The sequence below is a fragment of the Lentilactobacillus laojiaonis genome (assembly GCF_020616595.1).
GTDB classification, from domain to species: domain Bacteria; phylum Bacillota; class Bacilli; order Lactobacillales; family Lactobacillaceae; genus Lentilactobacillus; species Lentilactobacillus laojiaonis.
The window spans coordinates 477,424-499,995 of the sequence record NZ_CP085278.1; the positions used below are offsets into that span (position 1 = coordinate 477,424).

Below are 22,572 nucleotides of genomic sequence, written 5' to 3' on the forward strand. Positions count from 1 at the left end.
ATGCTAACGGCTGTCGGAATAGTAGCTGAATACAATCCGTTTCATAATGGACATTTATACCAGTTAAAAGAAGCTAAGAAAAAAACTGGAGCCGATGTTTCAGTTGTAGTTATGAGTGGTAATTGGACTCAACGTGGAGATCCGGCGATTTATGATAAATGGGTGAGAACTAAGCTAGCACTTTTAAATTCAGTAGATTTAGTAATCGAATTACCTTTTAAATTTGCGGTTCAACCGGCTGATATCTTTGCTAGAGGCGCTGTTAATTTACTAGGTAACTTACAATGTACCTGGTTATCATTTGGGGTAGAAAATGCTCAATTTGATTTTAATGAAATAGTTAAGAACATAAAGATTGATCAAAGAAATAGCAATTTTAAGAATTCACATGCTCAAATAATTCAAGAAAATATCTTTGAACAAACCGGTTTGAAGATTAATCATCCGAATGATATTTTAGGATTAAACTATGCCAAAAATAATCAATTATTAGATTTACCAATGAAAATTGTTCCCATTAAACGAGTCGGAGATAGCCAACATAATGATGTGAAACTTTCAAATGATTTTTCTAGTGCTACTTCTATTCGTAATGCAATTTTTGATGACAATTTCTCGGCGGCGATGCAATTAATTCCTAATAGCGATGAATTGATTAACCAATCAACAGTCCATTGGAATAAATTTTGGCCTTATCTAAGATATCAAATTCTTGAATCATCGATTACGGAACTAAATAAAATTTATCAGATGAGTGAAGGAATTGAATATCGGTTGAAATCCGTTGCTCAAAATGTCGATTCTTTTGATGAATTTTTAGCCAAAGTAAGAAATAAACGATTTAATTATTCACGAATTAAGCGACTATGTGCGTATATTTTAGTTAAAGCTAATGAGCAAGAAATGTTAGATCGTCAGTCCTATATACGAATCCTAGGATTTAATAGATTAGGCCAAAAATATTTAAATCAGATTAAAAAGCAAGTTAGTCTACCGATAATTACTAAGGTAAATGATCCGGTCATTCAAAAATATCTTGAATTGGACTATCGAAGTGGGTTATTGTTTAAATTAATCGGTACGAATGATCAAGATTTATATCATTCACCGATAATTATTAATTGATTGAACAAATGCTATCTTGACAAGCATTTATCATGTAGGTATAATAAATTTTGTTGCATTGGAGGGAAAACTATGAAATTCTATTATAAGGATTTAATTAAATACCCTAGTAATGAACCATTTAGATTTAAAGAAACAATTAACCTAACATCAGAATTACAATCGAAGGATCCCGAAGAAATTTTAAATGCTTCTGATTTTGAAATTAACGGATCTGCATTCTCTGATTTAGGTGATGTAATTATTTCGGCAAATGTTAAAGGAAGTATTGTGGTTCCGTCATCCAGAACGCTAGAACCTGTTGAGTTACCATTAGATTTTGACTTACAGGAGATATACGTATTAAGTAAAGCTGCGGAAAAGCGTTACGATGAAAGTGAAGTTGTATTTGTAATTGATGAAGATGCTGTCATGGATATGAACAGCGCAATTATAGATAATATAATTTTACGAATTCCAATGCAGGTTCTGTCTGAAGATGAAAAAGCCGGTAAGGGATTTATTTCCGGAAATGACTGGGAAATTATTTCATCTGATGATTATAATAATCAAAAGGCAGAAAACAAAAATGTTGATCCACGTCTAGAGAAACTTAAAAATTATTTTAATGAAGATAATTCTAAGTAGTAATTAGACATTAAAATTTCACTAGTGGATATTTTTATATAAAGGAGGGGTTTAGATTGGCTGTACCAGCACGTCGAACTTCAAAAACTAAGAAACGTTTACGTCGTACACACATTAAGTTAGATACTCCTAACTTGAGTGCATGTCCAAACTGTGGAGAATTACGTAAGTCTCACGTAGTTTGTCCAAATTGCGGCTTCTACGATGGCCGTCAGGTTGTAAACACTAAATAATTAAAAAAATAAACCAATTAGAATGCCATGGATTCTGTTGGTTTATTTTTTTATACTATATTTGTACTATAAAAGGGATTCCTAATTAGGAATCCCTTTTATCATTATTATTTAGTAAAATCAATTACCATTCTACCAACAATTTTATTGTTTTTCATTTCATCAATAATATCGTTAATTTCTTCTAAACGTCTAGTTTGGACGATTGGTTTAACTTTACCTTCTGCACCAAATTGGAAAGTTTCTGCTAAATCTTGACGAGTACCAACTAATGATCCTTTAACTTGGATACCATCTAAAACAGTTTTAGCAATGTTTAAAGCCATATCACCTTGTGGTAAGGCTACTGCCACTAATTTACCATCTGGACGTAAGGCATTGATTGCAGTGGTAAATGCATCTGCATTAACTGCAGTAATTTGGGCGTTGTGAACACCGCCAACTTTTTCTTGGATTTGTTCACTAACATCGGAATCATGACGGTTAATAGCAATGTCAGCACCATTATCTTTGGCAGCTTGTAGTTTTTGTTCGTTACCATCAACTGCAACTACGTGAGCACCAAAAACATTGTGAGCAAATTGGATTGCTAAGTTACCTAAACCACCGGCACCAACAACTTCAACCCATTGTCCGGGTCTAGTTTCACCAACTTTAAGGGCTTTATACATAGTAACTCCTGCACATGTAAGTGAAGTAGCTTCGATTGGATCTAATTCTTCGGGAACTTTAACGGCATAGTTAGCGTCAACAATAACTTCTTCAGCCATTGCACCATCAACGCTAAATCCTGAGTTTTGAACATTTCTACATAGTGTTTCACGACCAGTATTACAATATTCACAGGCACCACAGCCTTTAAAGAACCAAGCGATTGAAACACGGTCGCCAATTTTAAGATTTTCAACGTCATCGGCAACTTGGATAACTTTACCAACACCTTCGTGGCCAATAATTCTTCCTGGAACGGCACCAAAATCACCGGCAGCAACATGTAAATCGGTATGACATAATCCACAATATTCGACCTTAACAAGGGCCTCACCGTGTGTTATTGGACGTAATTCAACGTCTTTGATATCTACGTATCCGTCTACTGGATCTCTAACAACTGCAGCTTTCATTAAATAAACCTCTTTCTATCTTTGTTATTGTTTTAACATGTATAATTATATGCTATAAATACTAAATTTCAAGTGAATTATCGAACAATTAGTGAATAAAAATTATGTTAAAATTATTTTATTAAGAATAAACTGGAGAAGTAGTAATGACTAAAATTTTAATAATTGAAGATGAAAAGAATCTTGCTAGATTCGTTGAATTGGAACTACAACATGAAGATTATCAAACTAAGATTGAATCTAATGGTCGAAGTGGATTAAATGAAGCTTTAAATAACGAATACGATTTAATTTTATTAGATTTAATGTTACCAGAACTAAGTGGGATGGAAGTAGCACGAAGGTTGCGTGAAGTTAAAAATACTCCAATTATTATTATGACAGCTCGAGATTCAATCATTGATCGAGTCTCTGGTTTTGATCATGGTGCGGATGACTATATTGTTAAACCATTTGCAATTGAGGAACTTTTGGCCAGAATTAGGGCTCTTTTGAGAAGAATTAAAATTGAAAATACCATAACTAAAAAAGAAGATAATAATTTATTAGTCTTTAAAGATCTAATGATCGATAAGGACGATGGTATTGTTAGAAGAGGTAATGAGGTAATTAATTTAACTAAACGAGAATATGATTTATTACTTATTTTAATGGAAAATATTGGTATTCCACTTGCTAGGGATATTTTATTAGAAAAGGTATGGGGCTTTGATTCAGGTGCTGGGACTAATGTAGTGGATGTATATATTAGGTATTTGAGAAATAAAATTGATCGTCCTAATACTACCAGCTATATTCAAACGGTTAGAGGAATAGGATATACAATTAATGATGGAAAATGAAGATAAAAGAAGAATTCCACTAAAGTGGAAATGGAATTTACTAATTACTGGAGCAACGTTGATACTATTAGTTTTATTTTCTTTAATAGTATTTAATCGAGTATCAAATGTATTAATAAATCAAGCAAAAGCAGGTTTAAATGATCAGGCTGTTGTTATTAATAAACAGCTCGGTAAGTATAATCAGATTGATAAGCAAATAAAAATAGGTGAAAATTATCCTCAGCAAAGAGTATCAATTTATGATCCTCATGGTAAATTAATTAGTGGAAATAGAGCATATGAACAGATTAAGCCTATCCAAAGTGATAGAATCACGATAGTTAATGACCAACATAATAAACGCTTAGTTGGACTGTTTTTAGTAAAAAATACTAAGACTAATAAATTAATTGGCTATTTACGAATATCCAATAAATTTAATAACTATAATAAAATTCGATATAAATTATTAGAAACGTTATTTATATTTGTATTAATTGGGGTAATTATCATATCTATTCTATCGTATTGGTTGGCAGCAAAACTCCTATTACCAATGAATGAAATTCAAAAAACTATTAATGTTTTAAAAACTGATCCCGATTCAGATCAACGGTTAGAAATTAATTCTAATGATGAATTATCTGATTTAGGTGTTGTTTTTAATGGTATGATTGACCAAACCCAGCGCTATATTCACCAGCAGCAACAGTTTGTTGAAGATGTTTCTCATGAATTGAGAACTCCGGTAGCGGTTATTCAAGGGCATCTAAAACTTTTACTTAGATGGGGAAAAGATGATCCTAAAGTTTTAGCAGAGTCATTGAATGCATCCTTACAAGAGACCAAACGTATGGAGAGCCTGGTAACTGAAATGCTCGATTTATCTAGAGCTGAACAAATTGAGATTAATTATGGTAATGAGATTGCCAATGTAAATGAAGTGGTTAACCAGGTCTATAATGATTTTAAAATGCTTCATGATGATTTTACCTTTACTTTTGATGATGACACTTATTATGAATCTTATATAAAGATATATCGAAATCATTTAGAGCAATTACTAATTATTCTGCTAGATAATGCGATAAAATATTCTGAAACTAGAAAAGAAATTCATCTTTCGCTATCTAGTAATACCAATATGGTTAGTATCTCTGTTCAAGATTTTGGTGAAGGAATATCTAAAGAAAATTTAGATAAAGTTTTTGATCGATTTTTTAGGGTAGATAAAGCTCGTAGTCGTAATAAAGGTGGGAATGGACTAGGGTTGGCTATTGCTAATCGCTTAGTTAAAGCCTATCAAGGAGATATATCTATTGAAAGTTCGGTAGGTTATGGAACTATTTTTCAAGTTAGTTTCCCGATTTTAAAACAAGATCCAAAATAAAAAAGATTGCCATACGGCAATCTTTTTTTATCTCTTGATATTTTGTTTTCCAGCATTACGTTTATGATTATTTACATTTTTATTTGGTGTAGATTGATTTTCATTGGAACTTTCATCACTAACAATTTTTTTAGGTAAAAGTTCATCAACGCTGATTGGTTCAAGCTCAGCCATCTCTTTTTCAATATCTCGTTTGATTTTAGGACGATATAAATTAATAATGATGGTTTGTAAGCAAGCAAATAATCCACCAATGAAGAAGTATAATCCTAAACCAGCCGGCGATGACATAGTAAAGACTAAAATCATTACAGGATTAATGAGTAGCATCGCACGCATTTGCTTTTTTTGTGCCTCAGGAATACCTATTAGAGAAACGTATCCTTGGAGAACATAAGCCAAAAATGAAAGGATTGCTAAAATCCAACTAGTATTTCCTAATTTAATTCCCATAAAAACTGTATGTGAAAGTTCAGGAGAATATTTAATGGCCGAATACAATCCAGCAAATACTGGCAATTGAATTAACAATGGTAAACAACCAATTCCACCAGTCATTGAAATGTTATTACGACGATATAATTGCATCATGGCTTGGCTAGCAGCTTGTTGTTCTTCTGGAGTTTTAGCTTCTTTGGCCCGATTTTGTAGTTCGGTCATTTGTGGTCGAATAAGTTGCATTTTTTCTTGTTGAATGGTTGAATTTTTCATCTGATTAATCATCATAGGTAATAAAATCATTCTAACAATCACAGTTAATGCAATAATTGCCCACCCATAACTACCTACATAGTGGGCTAACCATTCCATAATTGCTTGTGCTGGCTTGGCAAGATAGTCGTATACTAAACCATAGGGCTTACCGGATTTAGTAGTACGAACACACCCACTAAGAATAAAGATCAAACCAGTTAAGGATAAAATAACTGATCCACGTTTAAGTTTTTTCATTAAGTGATAACTCCTTTATTAATTGGTACTTAATAAAAACATCTTACGTGAATATGATAAATATTTCAATTAAATTAATATTGAATTTTAAAGTTTAAAAAATCTTTATACGGTATATAATCTATTTTAGTATCTGTTACTATACTAAAAGGTGATGGAGAGTTTTGAATTATTGTGATAAACTGTTGGATATTTTCAGATGAACCACTAACAGTTATTTCAACTTCGGAAGTAGGTAAATTTTTAACCCATCCTGATAAATTAAATTGTTGGGCAAATTTTAGGGTATAGGCTCTAAATCCTACTCCTTGAACTTTTCCGGATACAATCATATGGACTGTTTGCATAGTATTTTTTTCAGTCATATTATTTCACCGCCTTAATATTAATGAGTGAGGAACCTTTAATTAATGGAAATTATCAAATCGAATCAAAACAAACATGTTAAAAATTGGAAAAAGTTACAAACTAAAAAAGGACGCCAAGCTAGCAATAGCTATTTGTTAGAAGGTTGGCATTTAGTTAATGAAGCTTTAAGTAATCATCAAATAATTACTTCTATATTAGTAGTTAATGCGGAATATTTACAGGATTTAAACTTAGATAAATCTGTTGATGTTTATTTAATTACTGATGAGATTGCTAAAATTATTAGCGACACTCAGTCTCCACAAGGAATTTTTGCAGTGGTAAGAATTGACCAAAACGAAACTAATATTCCAAAAACTTTAACTGGTAAATTCGTTCTATTAGATGGATTACAAGATCCGGGTAATATTGGCACAATTGTGAGAACTGCTGACGCAGCTGGATTAGATGGAGTTGTATTTGGTGATGGGACGGTTGATATTTTTAATCCTAAGGTAGTTCGCTCAATGCAGGGTAGCCAATTTCATATTTCGTTATATAATGGAAACCTAATTGATTGGATAAAACAATTTAATTTAAATAAAATTCCGGTTTATGGTACAGAATTAAACAAATCTGCGGTTAGTTTATATGATATAAAACCGGGAAATGATTTTGCCTTAATAATGGGTAATGAGGGAAATGGAGTTAGTTCAGAAGTATTAGAAATGGTACAAAGTGTTTATATACCAATGAAAGGTCGCGCTGAATCTTTAAATGTGGCTATTGCTTCTGGAATTGCAATGTTTTATTTGAATAAGTAAATTTAATTGTATATCACAACAAAAACTAGTATTATTACCTTAATTAGAGGTTAGGAGGGGTTAGTTTGCAAAAAAACGAATGGAAAAAAGATAAAGTTTATTTAGAGATAGTAGATGATCTTTTGAAAAATGAAATGGTTCAAAAACTGGCAAATTACACTCAGCATCATAATTCTAACCGATTAGAACATTCAATAGCAGTTTCGTATGATAGTTATAAGATTGCTAAGAAGCACCATTTGGATTATCGGGCAACTGCACGAGCTGGTTTATTACACGATCTTTTTTATTATGATTGGCGTACTACTAAATTTAATTTAGGATCACATGCGTTTATTCATCCTAGGGTTTCATTAAGAAATGCCGAAAAAATCACTGATTTATCGGATAAAGAAAAAGACATTATTTTAAAACATATGTGGGGATTAACGGTTTCGTTACCTAAATATCGTGAGAGCTTGATTGTTTCATTGGTTGATGATTATGAAGCAACGCATGAATTTTTAAGTCCGTTTAAAGCAAAATTATTTAACAATGCACAAATTGATACCAAAAATATAGGAGAATAACAATGACAGTTAAACAAATAAATGAAGAAGCAGAAGAAGTGGATACTAACCTTTGTCCTAGATTTGAAAAAACTTTTGAATTTTTAGGCAAAAAGTGGAACGGACTAATTATTGATGTCCTTTTAAAAAATGAAACGGCACGTTTTAAGGATATTGCTCACTATGTTAGCAAATGTAGTGATCGAGTAATTGTGGAACGACTTAAAGAATTAGAAAATGAAGGTCTTGTTAATCGTAAAGAATATGAAGATAAACCTTTAATTGAATATTCATTAACTCAGCGTGGCCGTGAATTGGCTCCAGCAATTCAGGAAATTCATGCATGGGCAGAGAAATGGTATAAATAGTTCTAAAATGGTCTTGACCTAGTATCTACTTTAGATTATTATTCTAATTAATGGTGTAAATTGAAAAAAGTAGTAATCAAATCCCTTTTTTATAGAGACCTTGTGCTTGGTGTAAACAAGGAAAAAGGCTTGATGAATTCGTTTTTCTGCCTAAATAAAACAATAATTAAATAAAATAATTTGGTTATCGCCGTTATCGATGTCTAAGTGTATTAATTGGATTCCAATTAATAAAACAGGGTGGTACCGCGAAGCTTCGTCCCTTTTATGGGATGGGGCTTTTTTTATTTTAAACATGGAGGAAAAAATGACTTTACGAGAAGATTTAACTGCGATTAAAGATCAGGGTTTAAGTGATATTTCTTTAACTAATGATTTAAAGAAATTAAATGAAATTCGAGTTAATTTATTAGGTAAAAAAGGTCCTATTACATCCGCTTTACGTGGAATTCGTGACCTTCCAGTTGAACAACGTCCTGAGGTTGGTAGCTATGCTAACGAAATTAGAGATGCTTTATCAACTGCAATTGAAAATAAAAAGCAAGTTCTTGAAGACGCTGCTTTAAATGAACAATTGGCTAATGAAAAAATTGATGTAACGTTACCGGCTGATCATACTTTACAAGGACAACCCCACGTTATTCAACAAATTATTGATCAAGTGGTGGACTTGTTCTTAGGAATGGGTTATCAAATATTAAATGGTCCTGAAATTGAAGAAGATCATTATAATTTTGAGATGATGAATCTACCCAAGGATCATCCCGCACGCGATATGCAAGATACATTTTATTTGAGCGATGACATTTTAATGCGTACGCAAACTTCTCCAATGCAGGCACGTACATTGGAAACTCATAATTTTGAAGAGGGTCCCTTAAAAATGATCTCTCCCGGGGTAGTTTATCGTCGAGATACTGATGACCCTACTCATTCTCATCAATTCCATCAAATCGAAGGATTGGTAATTGATAAGAATATTACAATGACTGATTTAAAGGGAACTTTATTAACGATGACTCACGAAATTTTTGGTGATAAATTTGATATTCGTCTAAGACCTAGTTACTTCCCATTCACCGAACCATCTGTTGAGGTTGATGTGACTTGTTTTAATTGTATGGGTAAGGGTTGCGATGTATGTAAACACACCGGTTGGATTGAAGTTCTAGGAGCAGGAATGGTACATCCAAATGTTTTAAATATGGCCGGGGTTGATCCAGAAGTTTATGGTGGATTTGCTTTTGGTATTGGACCAGATCGTTTTGCTATGCTTAAATATGGTGTTAGCGATATCCGTGATTTTTATTTAGATGATATTAGATTCTTAAATCAATTTAGTAAAAGGGGCTAACAAAATGAAAGTATCTTATAATTGGATTAAACAGTACTTAGATTTAGAAGTTCCTGCTGATGAATTAGCTGAAAAGATTGAAAGAACTGCTGTTGAAGTTGATTCAGTTAAATTTCCAGCCGAAGGAATGAAAAAAGTAGTTGTGGGTGAAGTAGTCGCCATGGAAGATCATCCAGACTCCGATCATTTACACATTTGCCAAGTAGAAATTGGTGAAGATGAACCAACTCAAATTGTGTGTGGAGCACCTAATGTGCATGTTGGTGCAAAAGTAATTACTGCACTTTCGGGATCAAGAATTGGAAATAATGTAAAAATTAAAAAGTCAAAAATGCGAGGAATTCCATCTAACGGAATGCTATGTTCATTAGACGAAATGGGATTAGATAAAGATTTAGTTCCAGATGAATGGGCTGATGGAATTTATTTATTCCCTGAAGATACTCAAGTTGGTCAACCAGTATTTCCATATTTGGGAATGGATGATGCCATTATTGACCTTGATGTAACTCCTAATCGTGGAGATATGTTAAGTATTTTAGGAACTGTTCATGAATTAGCTGCAATTTATGATTTAACTCCGAAAATTTCAAAAGTTGAATTAATTGAAAATGCAACTACTCCAACTAATAAACAAATTAATGTTTTAGCTGATAGTGATTTAGCTTCGACTTTCAGTGCTAGGGTAATTAATAATGTTAAGGTTACAAGTAGTCCCGCATGGTTACAAAAAATTCTATGGAAGTCTGGAATTAAACCAATAAATACTGTAGTTGATGCTACTAATTATATTATGTTGAAATATGGTCAACCGATTAATGCCTTTGATATGGATCGCATGAATGGACAAAATATGTCGGTTAGATATGCAACTAAGGATGAAAAAATACTTTTAGAAAATGAAGCAGAAATTGAACTTACTAACGATGATATTGTGATTGCTGATGAGGTTCCTATGGCCTTAGCCGGTGTAATGAACGGAAAAGTAGTTAGTGTAGATAACGATACTTCAAATATTGTATTAGGAGCCGGTGTTTTTGATCCTATAAAAGTACGTAAAAGTGCTCAACGCCACGGACTTCACACAGAATCTTCTCAAAGATTTGAACGAGGAATTGACATTTCTTCAGTTAACACGGCGCTAGATGAAGTAGCTAGTCTAATTGTTGAATTATCTGATGGTGAAGTTGCTAAAGGAATCATTGAAGCAACTAAATTAGATAAACCAGAAAATAAAATAAATATTACAGTTCAACGAATTAATCATGTTTTAGGAACCGACTTATCACAAACTGAAATTACTAGTATCTTTAACCGATTAGGTTTTAAAGTAGTTGAAAATGAAAGTGATATGACGGTTATTGTCCCATTAAGACGTTGGGATATCTTTGTAGCTGCTGATTTATTAGAAGAAGTAGCAAGAATTTATGGTTATGATAATTTAGCTACAACTTTACCAGTCGGTAAACAAACAATCGGTTCATTAAGTTCAGCTCAAAGAATTATCCGATCATCTAGAAATATTCTGGAAGGATTAGGTTTAACTCAAGCTATTTCATATGCTCTAACGACTGAAGAAAAAGCTCAGATGTTTTTGATGCGTCCTAGTGAATTGACTAGATTAATTTGGCCAATGACTAGTGATCGAGAAGCTTTACGAATGAATTTAATTAGTGGGCTTTTGGACGATATAGCTTACAACAATGCTCATAAGGTACAAAATGTTGCTTTATATGAACAAGGCCGTGTCTTTTATAAAGATACTAAAGATCAAGTAAAACCAACTGAAGTTGAACATATTGCTGGGGTAATTTCTGGAGAAATATTAACCAGTAATTGGGATGAGTCTGCGGTGGCTGCTGATTTTTATCAATTAAAAGGCATTGTTGGTCGCTATTTAAATAATTTATCTATTAATGGTGAAATAAAATATGTTGCCACAGATGAGCTTAAAGAAATGCATCCAGGAAGAACTGCTAAAATCTTAATCCATGATCATGAGGTTGGTTTTATTGGACAAATTCATCCTAAAATTGCTAAACAATTTAAAATTAAGCCAACTTATGCTTTTGAATTGAATTTACAAGCACTAATTGATTTACCTAAGGCAGATAATCAATATGCTCCGATTTCTAAATACCCATCAATTAAACGAGATATTGCTATCGTTGTGGATGATTCGGTAACTAATCAACAAATTATTGATATAATTACTAAACGTGGCGGTAAGCTATTAAGTAATATTGAATTATTTGATGTTTATAATGGTGAAAATGTTGATGATGGCAAGAAATCATTGGCATATTCACTAACTTATGTAAATCATAATGACACTTTAAAAGATGAAGATGTTACCAATGCATTTGATAAGATTAAAAAATATTTAATTGAAGAGCTAAATGCTGAAATTAGATAGTCTAAATTAATAATTGGCTAAATGATGTTATTGAGGAGAAACTATCATGGATGAAAAGCAACCTAAAAAAGAAAAAAGCCTTGGTAAAAAAATTATAATTTGGGTCATTTCTTTATTGATAATTTTAATAGCCTCATTAGGCTTGTTGGGTTATCATTATTTTAATGAATCATTAAAACCATTAAACCCTAAAGATAACAATGTAAAACAGATTCACATTCCTTTGGGAGCTACAAATAAGCAAATTGGTTCTATTTTACAAAATAATCATATTGTAAAAAGTGGGATGGTCTTTGACTACTATATTAATTCTCATAATGTGACTAAATTTAAAGCTGGTTATTATCAATTAAAACCTTCAATGAGCTTGGGAACTATTGCTAATAAGTTAGAAAAAGGTGGTAGTGATGAACCGATCCAAGCAAGTAAAAAAGATGTTTTAATTAGAGAAGGCGCTAATATTGATCAAATTGCTAAAGAGATTGATAAGAATACAGATTTTTCAAAAAATGATTTTATAAAACTCATGAATGATAAATCATATATTAATCGTTTAGCTAAGACATATCCCAAACTATTGTCTTCAGCAGTAAAAGCTAAAGATGTTCGATATGTTTTAGAAGGATATTTATATCCGGCTACTTATGAAGTTAAGAAAAATATGCCTTTGACACTATTAGTTGAAGATATGGTGGCTAAAACTAATCAAGTACTAACCCCATATTATGATAAGATAAAAAAAGAAAAATTATCTGTGCAAGAATTTATGACATTAGCTTCATTAATAGAACGTGAAGGTGTGGATCAAAAAGATCGCGAAATTATGGCAGGGGTCTTATTAAACCGAGTGGATATTAAAATGCCATTGCAATCTGATGTTGCGGTGTTATATGCTATTCACCGAAATGATAAAGTCCTAACCATGTCAGATTTAAAAACTGATTCACCGTATAACCTTTACACCAATGCTGGATTTGGACCGGGTCCATTTGATAATCCAAGTGTTAGTGCGATAAAAGCAGTATTAAACCCTAGGGACCGATCAAAAAAATATCTTTACTTTGTAGCTAATACCAAGACCCGTAAGGTATACTATGCAAAAACTTTTGATCAACACCAAGCAAATATAGGAAGATATGCAGTCGGAAATAATGATAATCAATAAGGTGGGTGAATAATTTGATGAAATATAATAATCAAAGACCTGTAGTTATTGGAGTAACCGGTGGATCAGGTAGTGGAAAGACTACAGTTAGCCGTAAAATATTTAATGAATTATCACAAAATTCAATTCTAATATTACAGCAAGACTCGTATTATAATGATCAAGCAAATATGACGATGGAACAAAGAGCTAACGTTAACTATGATCATCCTCTAGCCTTTGATACTGATTTATTAATTGAACAATTGTCACAGTTATTAGATTATAAGGCGATTGAAAAACCGGTTTATGATTATAATTTATTAACTAGAGGTACTGAGACAATTCATCAAGAGCCCCGAGAAGTTATTATTTTAGAAGGTATTTTAATCCTAGATGATGCAAGATTAAGAGATCTAATGGACATAAAAGTTTTTGTTGATACGGATGACGATATTAGAATAATTCGTAGAATACAAAGAGATACTCAAGAGCGTGGTCGTTCATTAGACGGTATTATTGAACAGTATTTGAATACGGTTAAACCAATGTATCATCAATTTGTAGAACCAACTAAGCGTTATGCTGATATTATTGTTCCTGAAGGTGGTAATAATCAGGTAGCAATTGATTTATTAACCACTAAAATTAGATCAATTCTTATGCAACGCGGTAATGATAAAATTATTAACAATAAAGATTCAACAATTTAAATTTGTGAGGTTAACTATTATGGCTGAAAAAACATACCCAATGACTGAAGAAGGTCGTCAAAAATTAGAACAAGAATTAGACGACTTAAAAGTAAATCAACGACCAAAAGTGGTTGAAAGAATTAAAATTGCTCGTAGTTATGGAGATTTATCTGAAAATTCTGAATATGAATCTGCTAAAGACGAACAAAGCATGCTAGAAAGTCGTATTTCAACTGTTGAACATATGTTACAATATGCTGAAATAATTGATTCTAAAGATAGTGATAAAGATGAAGTAACAGTTGGTAAAAAGGTTACTTTTAAAGAATTACCTGATGAAGAACCAGAATCTTATCAAATTGTTGGAGCTGCTGAGGCTGATCCAATGTCTGGTAAAATTTCCAATGATTCTCCAATCGCTAAAGGACTATTAAATCATCGTGTTGGTGAAACCGTTAGTATCGATATTCCGGCTGGTAGTATGGAAGTTGAAATTATTAGCGTTGAAAATGTTTAAAAAAATGTTTAAAAAAGGATTAGCTAATTAGCTAATCCTTTTTTTATATACTATAAATCCAATCATCGTTAAGATCGTGATAATACTAATGGTAGATCCAAAAATAAAACCTTTTGGAATGTAATATAATTTAATTGTATGAGTTCCTTTACTTAGAGGAATCTTTAAGAAAGTTTCAGCCCAAGTATGCGTTGGAACTTTCTTACCATCTACAATCGTGTGCCATCCCTTAGTATATGGAATAGTAGTTAAAACGGCTTGGTTAGGCTTTTTAACATTAACTTTACCACTGATTGATCGACTACTCATATTAGTTATATTTACTTTATTATTTTGAGCATGTTTTGAAATTTTGGTAATTTTTCTAACTGGTAATTTATAAAGTTTGACGTTACTTAGTAAAACATCATTTGCGTGAAAATTAAGGGTTACTTTTACATTTTGAGGCTCAGCATTTGTACTTGCTAGATTAAAGATAATTGCGTGCTTATGACCAGGGAATTTTGCCTGATCAACACCATTAATGTTGAAAGAAACCTCTTTAGCTGATAATCCTCCACCTAGTGTCATATAGTAGGAAGTATGGGGCTTAGCTTTAATTATGAAGGAAATAGAGGCATCATTTAATAAAAATTGTTTATGAACTAATGATTGATTCAAATGTTTAAAAGGAACTATGTTATTAAATGAAAGTTTTGGAAAACCAATTCTAGTAAATAACGGATGTTCTATATTAGCTTCGCTTGGCATAATTTGTTCGGCTAATCTATCTTGAAATACAATTGGAAGGTTTCGATATATAGGAGCATTTTTATTTTGTCCTACAAAAGCTATCGGCATTATTCTAGGGTTCTCATAGGTACTTATAACGTGGTCATCACTAATTAAATTAAAGTTATTAATATCGGGATGGTTAGTCATTTGTAAAACTCGAGTTCCGTATTTGATATTATTATCATCATTTTCAAAAGGTACATTTTGATTATCAAAATAGTATTTCATGGATAATAAACTATCGGTAAATAAAGTTGCATGGTTATAAGCGACAGTAGTTCGACTGGCTTGATTACCCGTATTACTAAAGAAATTAGCTACGTTATGTTCCAAAGTTGATGAGAACAATGAGCCACCATGATAATTACCAGAAAAAGGATCATTTCGAGTTCTTAAGAAGGTGAAGCCTTCACGATAAAAACTCTTATCTTTTTGTGCAACTTGGTCCGTAGGTTTTTTAATCATTTTAATATAATTTTCATATTCACTGTTTTGTAGGTATGTTAGATTATTTAGGGAAGTAAATAAATTAAGACCCATTTCTGAAACTACCAAAATAAATAATATGAATTTAAATGGCTTAGTTGTTTTATAAGTGTTGAAATAAAACATTAATGAAATAGTAATTCCCATATATACTATTCCATAAATATAATCAGTGAATTTTAAGTAAGTTAAGCGACCTAAAAGTTTAGCTAAGAAAATATATAGCAAGCCTAAAAGAATTGCTCCACAACTAATAATAAATGGCCGCTTTTCTAACTTGTCATTATAGATTTTAGCAAATACTTCAATTGCCGTAATAATCATCCAAAATGATAATACGAATGAAAAACGGTAAGGGTACCAAATTGGTTTTTGCATAGCATGCCATAATAAATCAAGTGGCTGATAAACCATACTAATTAAAATAAATAAAGTGATAATTGACTTACGAATTTTTTCTACTTTCGAAAATTGTGAAGATAAAAAGTAGTAAATAAATAAAAGAATTACCAAACTACCAACGAAAATGTTAGGAGTTCCATATGGTAACTGTTTAAAAGTTACCGTTCCATTAACAAATTTACCGAGAAAATTTAATGGAAAGTATTCAATTCCTAAAAAATTTAATTTAGCATGAGAATTACTGATTTTACTATCCATTAAAGAAATAATCGTCGGAATAGTTATCCAAGAGGAGATTAAAAAACTTATTATAGATGCTTTAATCCATCTAAATAGTTTTTTAAAAGCAAGTTTGAAATTATGATCAGTTGGATATAGATTAACGAAAGTATATAAAGCAATAAAAAGACAAATCATATATGCTATATAATAGTTAATCATTAACATAAAAGCTAATGACCAAATATAAAACCACATAGATTGTTGGTTTAACAATTTTAGCAATCCGTAAAATATTAATGGTAAGAAAATCAACCCATCTAACCATATAATATTAAATTGGTAGGCAACTATCCAACCCATTAAAGCATAGACAGTTGCAAACATGGGAATGAATGGACCGTGAATTTTATCTAATTTTGTTGCAATATATCCAAAACTTAATCCACTAAGCCCATATTTTAAGGCTGTAATAATTAAAACAGCTGATGGTAGTTTAGAAATAGGGAAAAATAGCAGTAGGATATTTAGCGGACTGAGTAAATAATAACTCCAAGTTCCTAACATATCCCCGCCAAGTGCCTTAGAAAAGGAATAAAATATAGCGGAAGGGTTATGTAAAACAGTATTATGAAAGTATGCGAAGAAATCAATATATTGTTGTCCTAGATCGACAGTTAGTAGAGTGGATTTTCCAAAGGGAGCCATTCCACGATAACTAAAATAAATCAGAACAATTAGAATAGGTACTAAAAAACTTAGCCAAATTGGCTTGCGTTTGGAGTTCATTGCAACGGTTCCTTTCTTTATTAATATTATAATAAGGATAGCATATTATGACATTGGGTGGGCTAAACAAAGTTTTAGATAGTTTAAATATTGGACTTTATTGGTAGTTTTTATAATTGATCTTTGATAAAATTATGTTCAAGCGAGGAGTAATGTAATTGAAATTTTTTAGGAAGAATAAATTAAGTAAAAGTAATAAAAAGCAAAAGAATTCGTTACCATTTAGAATTAACATTATATTTATCGTGGTTGGAGTATTGTTTATTGTTTTATTAGGACAAGCGGCCTATCTCCAAGTCATAAATGGAAATAAGTTTAAAGCAGAAGTAAGTAAATCAGATACCTCGACTGTAACGGGAAATGTGCAGCGAGGAATGATCTATGATTCAACTGGAAAAGTTTTAGTTGGTAATTCAACTCACCAAGCTATTACATATACTAAAGGTGTTAATGTTATGTCTAGTGACCTTTACAAAACCGCTACTAATTTAGCCAAGTATGTCAAGGTACCGACTAATCAACTCACTAAACGCCAATTAGCAGATTATTATTTATCTAACTCGGATAATCTAAAAAAAGTAATGTCACAGATTAAAGATATTCAAGAATATTCTGCAGATGCTCAATATGATAAATCACTTGAATATGTACAAAAATCTAATAAAATTCATTTTACTAAGGCTGAAAAAAATGCAGCTACGATTTTTTCTAAAATGAGTGGGGCTTATCAACTATCTACAACCTACATTAAAAATTCAAATGTAAGTCAAAAAGAGATTGCAGAAGTTGGGGAACACTTAGCTGACATGAAAGGTGTAAACATTGGAACTAGTTGGACAAGAAATTATCCAAATGGTAAATCAGTTCAAAGTATTATCGGAACGGTTTCTAATGAAAAATCTGGATTACCAAGTGATCGAGTTAATGAGTTACTGGAAGAAGGATATTCGAGAAATGATAGTGTTGGTCAAAGTTATATTGAAAAACAATATCAATCTATTTTGAGTGGTAGTAAGTCACAAACCCAAGTTGAGGTTGGTAGTAATAATGCTATTACTAAGCAAATTACTAAATATGGCGGCCAAAAAGGGGATAACTTGCAACTAACAATCAATTCTAAATTCCAGTCAGATTTACAGGAATTGGTACAAAGTGCTGAGGAAGGTGCTGGAGGATATTCTACTGGTACCTATGCAGTGGTTATGAATCCAAATAACGGTGCAGTAATTGGTTTGGGAGGAGTTGATAGAAATCCTTCAACTGGTAAAATTACTGATAACGTTTTAGGAACTATTAATAGTTCGATTGTTATGGGTTCGGTTGTTAAAGGTGCAATGGTATCAGGAGCCTTGATGGAGAAAGTTATTACTCCTACTAATAGTGTCCTAACTGATTCGCCAATTAACGTTGGTGGAGTTAAGAAATCTTCTTGGTTTAATAAAAACGGTGATTCTAATATTGCATTGGATGCCGCTGGTGCCATGGAAGTTTCTTCTAACTCGTATATGATGCAATTAGCCATGAAAGAAGCTCATTTTAATTATGTACCTGGTGGAGCTTTATCGATGTCTCCAACTATTTTTGATAAGATGCGAGGGTATTTCTACCAATTTGGTTTAGGAGTAAAAACTGGAATTGATATTCCTGGTGAATCAACTGGTATTAAGGGTGCTAGTGGTTACTCAAATATTGGTAATGCATTAGATTTATCCTTTGGTAACTATGATGCCTATACTCCAATTCAAGTCGCTCAATATATGTCAACTATGGCTAATGGTGGCTATCGTATTAAACCTCACGTTGTTCAATCAATTCGAGGAACTAATAATGATGGAACTTTAGGTAAGGTTAAAGAAACGGTAACTCCTACGGTATTAAATACTATTGGGATGACTAGTGCTGAAAAAGCGTTAGTTAAACGTGGATATTATCAAGTAGTTCATGGAACTAACACTTATAAAACTGGTGGACAACTAGCTTCTATTAGTCCAGAAATATCAGCTAAAACAGGTACTGCTCAAACTTTCTATAACGGTACAGAAACAGTAACTTTAAGTTTAGGATCATATGCTCCGTCAACAAACCCAAGAGTTGTGGTTGTTGTCGCTATGCCTAATCTAGATGTAAATGCTGAAAGCAATAATATGCAATTAGCTAAGAAAATCTATGCTGCTTATTGGAAAGATGTTGAATCTACTTCAACTGTTAAGTAAAAACACTTAACATTATTTGCATTAAGGTCTAGTAATTTATTTTAAATAATGATAGAATGTTTTAAGTTAAGGTTATTACTAATATAGCTGTATTTAAATTTATCGGAGGTATTACTTCATGCGTGTACACATTACATTAGAATGCACTGAATGCCGTCATCGTAATTACTTATCAAGCAAAAACCGTCGTAACAATCCTGATCGTTTAGAACTTGACAAGTATTGTCCAAACCAACGTAAGGTGACATTACATCGCGAAACAAAATAAGGTTTTGGGTAATTTACCCAGAACCTTTTTTATTTATCAAAATCCGAGGTGATAAATTGGATAAAAAAATTGTTCGCAATCAGCAAAAAGAAAAGATGAATAAGTACTTTGGCGGAAATTTTCATACCTCTTCGTTGTATGAACAGTTGTTTAATTCTCAAGAATTCATGGATGCTAAAGTAATTGGAATCACGGTTAATATGGCCAATGAAATTCCTACATTGCCGATTATTAAAGAAGCTTATCAAAATAATAAAACGGTAGTTGTTCCTAGGACTTTACCAGATTTTAAAATGGAGTTTGTTAAGTTAGATGAACAAACTAAGCTAGAGAAGACCAAGTTTGGGGTTAAAGAACCAATTAATGGTCAGGTTTATCCTAAAAATAAAATTGATTTAATCATTGTTCCGGGAGTGGCCTTTACTAAAGCAGGCCATCGCTTAGGATTTGGAGCTGGATTTTATGATCGATATCTCAAAGAATATCATGGCAATACTATTTCATTAGCGGCGTTACCACAATATTTTGACCAACCAATTTGGAAGGTTGATGAGTTTGATGTAACGATTGATAAAATAATTAGTGAGGAATAAATATGAATTTTCGTAATTTAAAGTACAAACCTTTTATGACATACGCGTTAATTATTATTATGGTATTGATTTTTATAATCATGTCCTTGGATGGTGGTACTACTAATTCGTATAATTTGGTTAGATTTGGGGCACAATTCAATCCATATATTATGGCGGGTGAATATTGGCGATTAGTAACTCCGATGTTTTTGCATATAGGATTTACCCATCTATTTTTAAATTTATTTACCATATATTTAATTGGTCCATATGTAGAAAAAATATTTGGTCATCTCAGATTTATTATAATTTTCTTACTATCAGGGATAGTTGGAAATTTAGCTAGTTTTGCCTTTTCAGATTCTGTTTCTGCGGGAGCAAGTACGGCTATATTTGGTTTATTTGGGGTCTTTATTATGTTGAGTGAAAATTTTCAAAATTCAATCATAAATAATATGGCACGAAATTTTGGACTTTTAATAATTTTAAATTTGGTTAGTGATTTATTTATGCCACAGGTAAATATTGTAGGCCATATTGGGGGACTGATTGGCGGGATCTTAGCAAGTTATATTGTAGGCTTGCCAAACAATAAGATTAGTACCGCTAAAAAAGTTATTGCACTTATTTTATTAATTTTAATATCTATAATTTTATTTAAAATTGGTATGCAATTTTGATGTTTTTGTGTGAAATTTAGTACAGGATGTGAGATAATGAAAACGCTATATGATGTCCAACAACTTCTAAAAAGATTTGGTATTTATGTTTATGTGGGAAAACGGATATGGGACATAGAAGTTATGGCATTGGAACTAGATAATTTGTATAAAGCGAATGTTATTGAGAAACGCGAATTTATGCAAGCAAAGCTAGTCTTAAAACATGAACATCGAATCGAAGAAAAAAATAACTAAGGGGTGTTTTTACGTGGCAAAAAAAATTATTGGGATTGATTTAGGAGGAACAACTATAAAATTCGGTTTTCTGGATGTTGATGGAAATATTTTGAGTAAATGGAATATTCCTACTGATATCTCAGATGATGGAAAACATATCGTTCCAGATATTATCCATTCGATTAATGAACAAATTCGTAAACAAGATTTAAGATCGACTGATTTTTATGGAGTTGGTATGGGGACTCCTGGTTCTATTAATCAAGAAAAAGGTACAGTTACTGGAGCTTACAACCTTAACTGGAAAGAAGAACAAAACGTAGGTGAAGAGATCAGTAAAGGACTTCACTTACCAATTATTATTGAAAATGATGCTAATTCAGCAGCACTGGGTGAATATTGGCGTGGTGCGGGTAATAACTCTAATGATGCAGTCTTTGTAACACTAGGCACTGGTGTTGGTGGCGGTGTAATTATTGACGGTAGTCTGGTACATGGTGCTAATGGTGGTGGAGGAGAAATCGGTCACATCACCGTTGAAGAAAATGGTTATTTATGTACTTGTGGAAAACGAGGATGTCTTGAACGATATGCATCAGCTACAGGGATTGTTCAACTAGCTAAAGATATGGCTAGAGATTTTAATGGTCACTCTCAATTAAAAGAATTAGAAGATACTAATCAAGAAGTTTCATCTAAAACCGTCTTTTTCTTAGCTGATAATGGTGACATTTTAGCTAATCAAGTAGTTGATAAGGTTACGCACTATTTAGGTAAAGCATTATCATATATTGGTAATTCTCTAAATCCTAATAATATTATTATTGGTGGTGGGGTATCTAACGCGGGAAATACTTTACTACAACCTACTACGCACTATTTCCAAAATAATGCCTTCCCAGCAGTTAGAGATTCAACTCGCTTGAAATTAGCTCAATTAGGTAATGATGCGGGCTTGATCGGTGCAGCTTCATTGGCATTAAGATTTAATGATTAATATTTAATTAAGGAGTTTTTAGATTGGGTGCAATTACAACAAATACTGGTTTAGCAACCGTTTTAATTTTAATTTTAATTTTTTGGATTGGTTATCGGTTATATGAAAATGCTCGAATTAATCGAATGGCCACTTATCTTACTAATGATGAATTTAAAGCGGGGATGCGTAAAGCACAAGTCGTTGATTTAAGAGAAAAAAGTAATTTTAACGCAGGTCATATTTTAGGCGCTAGAAATATTCCATACTCAACGATGAGAACCTTTTATCAGCAAATTAGACCAGATTTACCAGTCTATTTATATGATCAAGGTAAAACTTTAAGTAAACGAGCAACTAAGCTTTTAAATAAACAAGGCTATGACAAAATTTATATCCTAAAAGGTGGATATCAAAATTGGGATGGCAAAGAAAAGAAAAATTAAAAAGCTAGGACAAAATTGTCCTAGCTTTTTTATGTAT

General features: G+C 32.1%; 24 protein-coding genes and 1 other annotated feature. Of the genes, 20 read left to right on the forward strand and 4 right to left on the reverse strand.

Features of this window, described 5'->3' with window-relative positions; genetic code table 11:
- The 3 genes from LHL71_RS02525 to rpmF all read left to right on the forward strand — a co-directional run bounded on the left by LHL71_RS02525 (position 1) and on the right by rpmF (position 1,985).
- Positions 1 to 1,125, forward strand: coding sequence for a nucleotidyltransferase (locus tag LHL71_RS02525; protein WP_227361453.1), 1,125 nt, complete (start codon positions 1 to 3; stop codon positions 1,123 to 1,125).
- 72 nt (positions 1,126 to 1,197) lie between these two features.
- Complete coding sequence (locus LHL71_RS02530; protein ID WP_227361454.1) at positions 1,198 to 1,752, forward strand: YceD family protein; 555 nt, start codon at positions 1,198 to 1,200, stop codon at positions 1,750 to 1,752.
- Positions 1,753 to 1,808: 56 nt separating this feature from the next.
- Positions 1,809 to 1,985, forward strand: coding sequence for a 50S ribosomal protein L32 (gene rpmF / locus LHL71_RS02535; protein ID WP_227361455.1), 177 nt, complete (start codon positions 1,809 to 1,811; stop codon positions 1,983 to 1,985).
- A 107-nt stretch (positions 1,986 to 2,092) separates the two neighbouring features.
- On the opposite strand, the gene adhP is transcribed toward rpmF, so the two are convergent.
- On the reverse strand, positions 2,093 to 3,109 hold the full coding sequence (gene adhP, locus LHL71_RS02540; RefSeq protein ID WP_227361456.1) for an alcohol dehydrogenase AdhP: 1,017 nt from the start codon (positions 3,107 to 3,109) through the stop codon (positions 2,093 to 2,095).
- Between the two features lie 146 nt (positions 3,110 to 3,255).
- On the opposite strand from adhP, the gene LHL71_RS02545 reads away from it, so the two are divergent.
- Positions 3,256 to 3,951, forward strand: coding sequence for a response regulator transcription factor (locus LHL71_RS02545; RefSeq protein WP_227361457.1), 696 nt, complete (start codon positions 3,256 to 3,258; stop codon positions 3,949 to 3,951).
- The gene (locus LHL71_RS02550; protein ID WP_227361458.1) at positions 3,938 to 5,323 is read left to right on the forward strand and encodes a HAMP domain-containing sensor histidine kinase; all 1,386 of its coding nucleotides are present in this window, start codon (positions 3,938 to 3,940) and stop codon (positions 5,321 to 5,323) included. The genes LHL71_RS02545 and LHL71_RS02550 overlap by 14 nt, the downstream gene beginning before the upstream one ends.
- A gap of 27 nt (positions 5,324 to 5,350) precedes the next feature.
- Here LHL71_RS02550 and yidC read toward each other — a convergent pair whose 3' ends face one another.
- Together yidC and LHL71_RS02560 are read right to left on the reverse strand one after the other, a co-directional pair.
- Positions 5,351 to 6,274 (reverse strand): membrane protein insertase YidC, encoded by a 924-nt coding sequence (gene yidC, locus LHL71_RS02555; protein ID WP_227361459.1) that lies wholly within the window; start codon positions 6,272 to 6,274, stop codon positions 5,351 to 5,353.
- Positions 6,275 to 6,348: 74 nt separating this feature from the next.
- A complete protein-coding gene (locus LHL71_RS02560; RefSeq protein WP_227361460.1) occupies positions 6,349 to 6,639 on the reverse strand; it encodes an acylphosphatase in 291 nt (96 codons plus the stop codon).
- 45 nt (positions 6,640 to 6,684) lie between these two features.
- Between LHL71_RS02560 and LHL71_RS02565 the strand changes: the two genes are divergently transcribed.
- The 8 genes from LHL71_RS02565 to greA all read left to right on the forward strand — a co-directional run bounded on the left by LHL71_RS02565 (position 6,685) and on the right by greA (position 14,488).
- Complete coding sequence (locus LHL71_RS02565; RefSeq protein WP_227361461.1) at positions 6,685 to 7,446, forward strand: TrmH family RNA methyltransferase; 762 nt, start codon at positions 6,685 to 6,687, stop codon at positions 7,444 to 7,446.
- Positions 7,447 to 7,511: 65 nt separating this feature from the next.
- Positions 7,512 to 8,015, forward strand: coding sequence for an HD domain-containing protein (locus LHL71_RS02570; protein WP_227361462.1), 504 nt, complete (start codon positions 7,512 to 7,514; stop codon positions 8,013 to 8,015).
- Positions 8,016 to 8,017: 2 nt separating this feature from the next.
- Positions 8,018 to 8,362 carry a winged helix-turn-helix transcriptional regulator gene (locus LHL71_RS02575; protein ID WP_227361463.1) on the forward strand — a complete coding sequence of 115 codons (345 nt, stop codon included), beginning with the start codon at positions 8,018 to 8,020 and terminating at the stop codon, positions 8,360 to 8,362.
- A 56-nt stretch (positions 8,363 to 8,418) separates the two neighbouring features.
- Positions 8,419 to 8,629: a binding site (T-box leader), on the forward strand.
- A gap of 40 nt (positions 8,630 to 8,669) precedes the next feature.
- Positions 8,670 to 9,716, forward strand: coding sequence for a phenylalanine--tRNA ligase subunit alpha (pheS, locus tag LHL71_RS02580; protein WP_227361464.1), 1,047 nt, complete (start codon positions 8,670 to 8,672; stop codon positions 9,714 to 9,716).
- Positions 9,717 to 9,720: 4 nt separating this feature from the next.
- Positions 9,721 to 12,132: a phenylalanine--tRNA ligase subunit beta gene (gene pheT / locus LHL71_RS02585; protein WP_227361465.1), complete on the forward strand. Its 2,412-nt coding sequence runs from the start codon at positions 9,721 to 9,723 to the stop codon at positions 12,130 to 12,132.
- A 46-nt stretch (positions 12,133 to 12,178) separates the two neighbouring features.
- Positions 12,179 to 13,297: an endolytic transglycosylase MltG gene (mltG, locus tag LHL71_RS02590; RefSeq protein WP_227361466.1), complete on the forward strand. Its 1,119-nt coding sequence runs from the start codon at positions 12,179 to 12,181 to the stop codon at positions 13,295 to 13,297.
- Between the two features lie 17 nt (positions 13,298 to 13,314).
- Positions 13,315 to 13,989: a uridine kinase gene (gene udk, locus LHL71_RS02595; RefSeq protein ID WP_430689984.1), complete on the forward strand. Its 675-nt coding sequence runs from the start codon at positions 13,315 to 13,317 to the stop codon at positions 13,987 to 13,989.
- Between the two features lie 19 nt (positions 13,990 to 14,008).
- Positions 14,009 to 14,488 (forward strand): transcription elongation factor GreA, encoded by a 480-nt coding sequence (gene greA, locus LHL71_RS02600; protein WP_283812383.1) that lies wholly within the window; start codon positions 14,009 to 14,011, stop codon positions 14,486 to 14,488.
- Between the two features lie 27 nt (positions 14,489 to 14,515).
- Here greA and LHL71_RS02605 read toward each other — a convergent pair whose 3' ends face one another.
- The gene (locus LHL71_RS02605; protein ID WP_227361468.1) at positions 14,516 to 17,158 is read right to left on the reverse strand and encodes a YfhO family protein; all 2,643 of its coding nucleotides are present in this window, start codon (positions 17,156 to 17,158) and stop codon (positions 14,516 to 14,518) included.
- Between the two features lie 158 nt (positions 17,159 to 17,316).
- On the opposite strand from LHL71_RS02605, the gene LHL71_RS02610 reads away from it, so the two are divergent.
- The 7 genes from LHL71_RS02610 (at position 17,317) to LHL71_RS02640 (ending at position 22,535) form a co-directional block, all read left to right on the forward strand.
- Positions 17,317 to 19,371, forward strand: a complete 2,055-nt coding sequence (locus LHL71_RS02610; RefSeq protein ID WP_227361469.1) for a peptidoglycan D,D-transpeptidase FtsI family protein — start codon at positions 17,317 to 17,319, stop codon at positions 19,369 to 19,371.
- A gap of 118 nt (positions 19,372 to 19,489) precedes the next feature.
- Positions 19,490 to 19,639, forward strand: coding sequence for a 50S ribosomal protein L33 (gene rpmG, locus LHL71_RS02615; protein ID WP_227361470.1), 150 nt, complete (start codon positions 19,490 to 19,492; stop codon positions 19,637 to 19,639).
- Between the two features lie 56 nt (positions 19,640 to 19,695).
- The gene (locus tag LHL71_RS02620; protein WP_227361471.1) at positions 19,696 to 20,232 is read left to right on the forward strand and encodes a 5-formyltetrahydrofolate cyclo-ligase; all 537 of its coding nucleotides are present in this window, start codon (positions 19,696 to 19,698) and stop codon (positions 20,230 to 20,232) included.
- 2 nt (positions 20,233 to 20,234) lie between these two features.
- Positions 20,235 to 20,894: a rhomboid family intramembrane serine protease gene (locus LHL71_RS02625; protein ID WP_227361472.1), complete on the forward strand. Its 660-nt coding sequence runs from the start codon at positions 20,235 to 20,237 to the stop codon at positions 20,892 to 20,894.
- A 36-nt stretch (positions 20,895 to 20,930) separates the two neighbouring features.
- Complete coding sequence (locus LHL71_RS02630; protein WP_227361473.1) at positions 20,931 to 21,131, forward strand: YqgQ family protein; 201 nt, start codon at positions 20,931 to 20,933, stop codon at positions 21,129 to 21,131.
- A 13-nt stretch (positions 21,132 to 21,144) separates the two neighbouring features.
- Positions 21,145 to 22,110, forward strand: a complete 966-nt coding sequence (locus LHL71_RS02635) for an ROK family glucokinase (RefSeq protein ID WP_227361474.1) — start codon at positions 21,145 to 21,147, stop codon at positions 22,108 to 22,110.
- A 23-nt stretch (positions 22,111 to 22,133) separates the two neighbouring features.
- On the forward strand, positions 22,134 to 22,535 hold the full coding sequence (locus LHL71_RS02640; protein WP_227361475.1) for a rhodanese-like domain-containing protein: 402 nt from the start codon (positions 22,134 to 22,136) through the stop codon (positions 22,533 to 22,535).
- Positions 22,536 to 22,572: the final 37 nt, after the last annotated feature.

Coding starts and splice junctions, on each gene's coding strand:
- LHL71_RS02525 (WP_227361453.1), top strand. CDS start 1: ATGCTAACGGCTGTCGGAATAGTAGCTGAATACAATCCGTTTCATAAT.
- LHL71_RS02530 (WP_227361454.1), top strand. CDS start 1,198: ATGAAATTCTATTATAAGGATTTAATTAAATACCCTAGTAATGAACCA.
- adhP (WP_227361456.1), bottom strand. CDS start 3,109: ATGAAAGCTGCAGTTGTTAGAGATCCAGTAGACGGATACGTAGATATC.
- LHL71_RS02545 (WP_227361457.1), top strand. CDS start 3,256: ATGACTAAAATTTTAATAATTGAAGATGAAAAGAATCTTGCTAGATTC.
- LHL71_RS02550 (WP_227361458.1), top strand. CDS start 3,938: ATGATGGAAAATGAAGATAAAAGAAGAATTCCACTAAAGTGGAAATGG.
- yidC (WP_227361459.1), bottom strand. CDS start 6,274: ATGAAAAAACTTAAACGTGGATCAGTTATTTTATCCTTAACTGGTTTG.
- LHL71_RS02560 (WP_227361460.1), bottom strand. CDS start 6,639: ATGACTGAAAAAAATACTATGCAAACAGTCCATATGATTGTATCCGGA.
- LHL71_RS02565 (WP_227361461.1), top strand. CDS start 6,685: ATGGAAATTATCAAATCGAATCAAAACAAACATGTTAAAAATTGGAAA.
- LHL71_RS02575 (WP_227361463.1), top strand. CDS start 8,018: ATGACAGTTAAACAAATAAATGAAGAAGCAGAAGAAGTGGATACTAAC.
- pheS (WP_227361464.1), top strand. CDS start 8,670: ATGACTTTACGAGAAGATTTAACTGCGATTAAAGATCAGGGTTTAAGT.
- pheT (WP_227361465.1), top strand. CDS start 9,721: ATGAAAGTATCTTATAATTGGATTAAACAGTACTTAGATTTAGAAGTT.
- mltG (WP_227361466.1), top strand. CDS start 12,179: ATGGATGAAAAGCAACCTAAAAAAGAAAAAAGCCTTGGTAAAAAAATT.
- udk (WP_430689984.1), top strand. CDS start 13,315: ATGAAATATAATAATCAAAGACCTGTAGTTATTGGAGTAACCGGTGGA.
- greA (WP_283812383.1), top strand. CDS start 14,009: ATGGCTGAAAAAACATACCCAATGACTGAAGAAGGTCGTCAAAAATTA.
- LHL71_RS02605 (WP_227361468.1), bottom strand. CDS start 17,158: ATGAACTCCAAACGCAAGCCAATTTGGCTAAGTTTTTTAGTACCTATT.
- rpmG (WP_227361470.1), top strand. CDS start 19,490: ATGCGTGTACACATTACATTAGAATGCACTGAATGCCGTCATCGTAAT.
- LHL71_RS02625 (WP_227361472.1), top strand. CDS start 20,235: ATGAATTTTCGTAATTTAAAGTACAAACCTTTTATGACATACGCGTTA.
- LHL71_RS02630 (WP_227361473.1), top strand. CDS start 20,931: ATGAAAACGCTATATGATGTCCAACAACTTCTAAAAAGATTTGGTATT.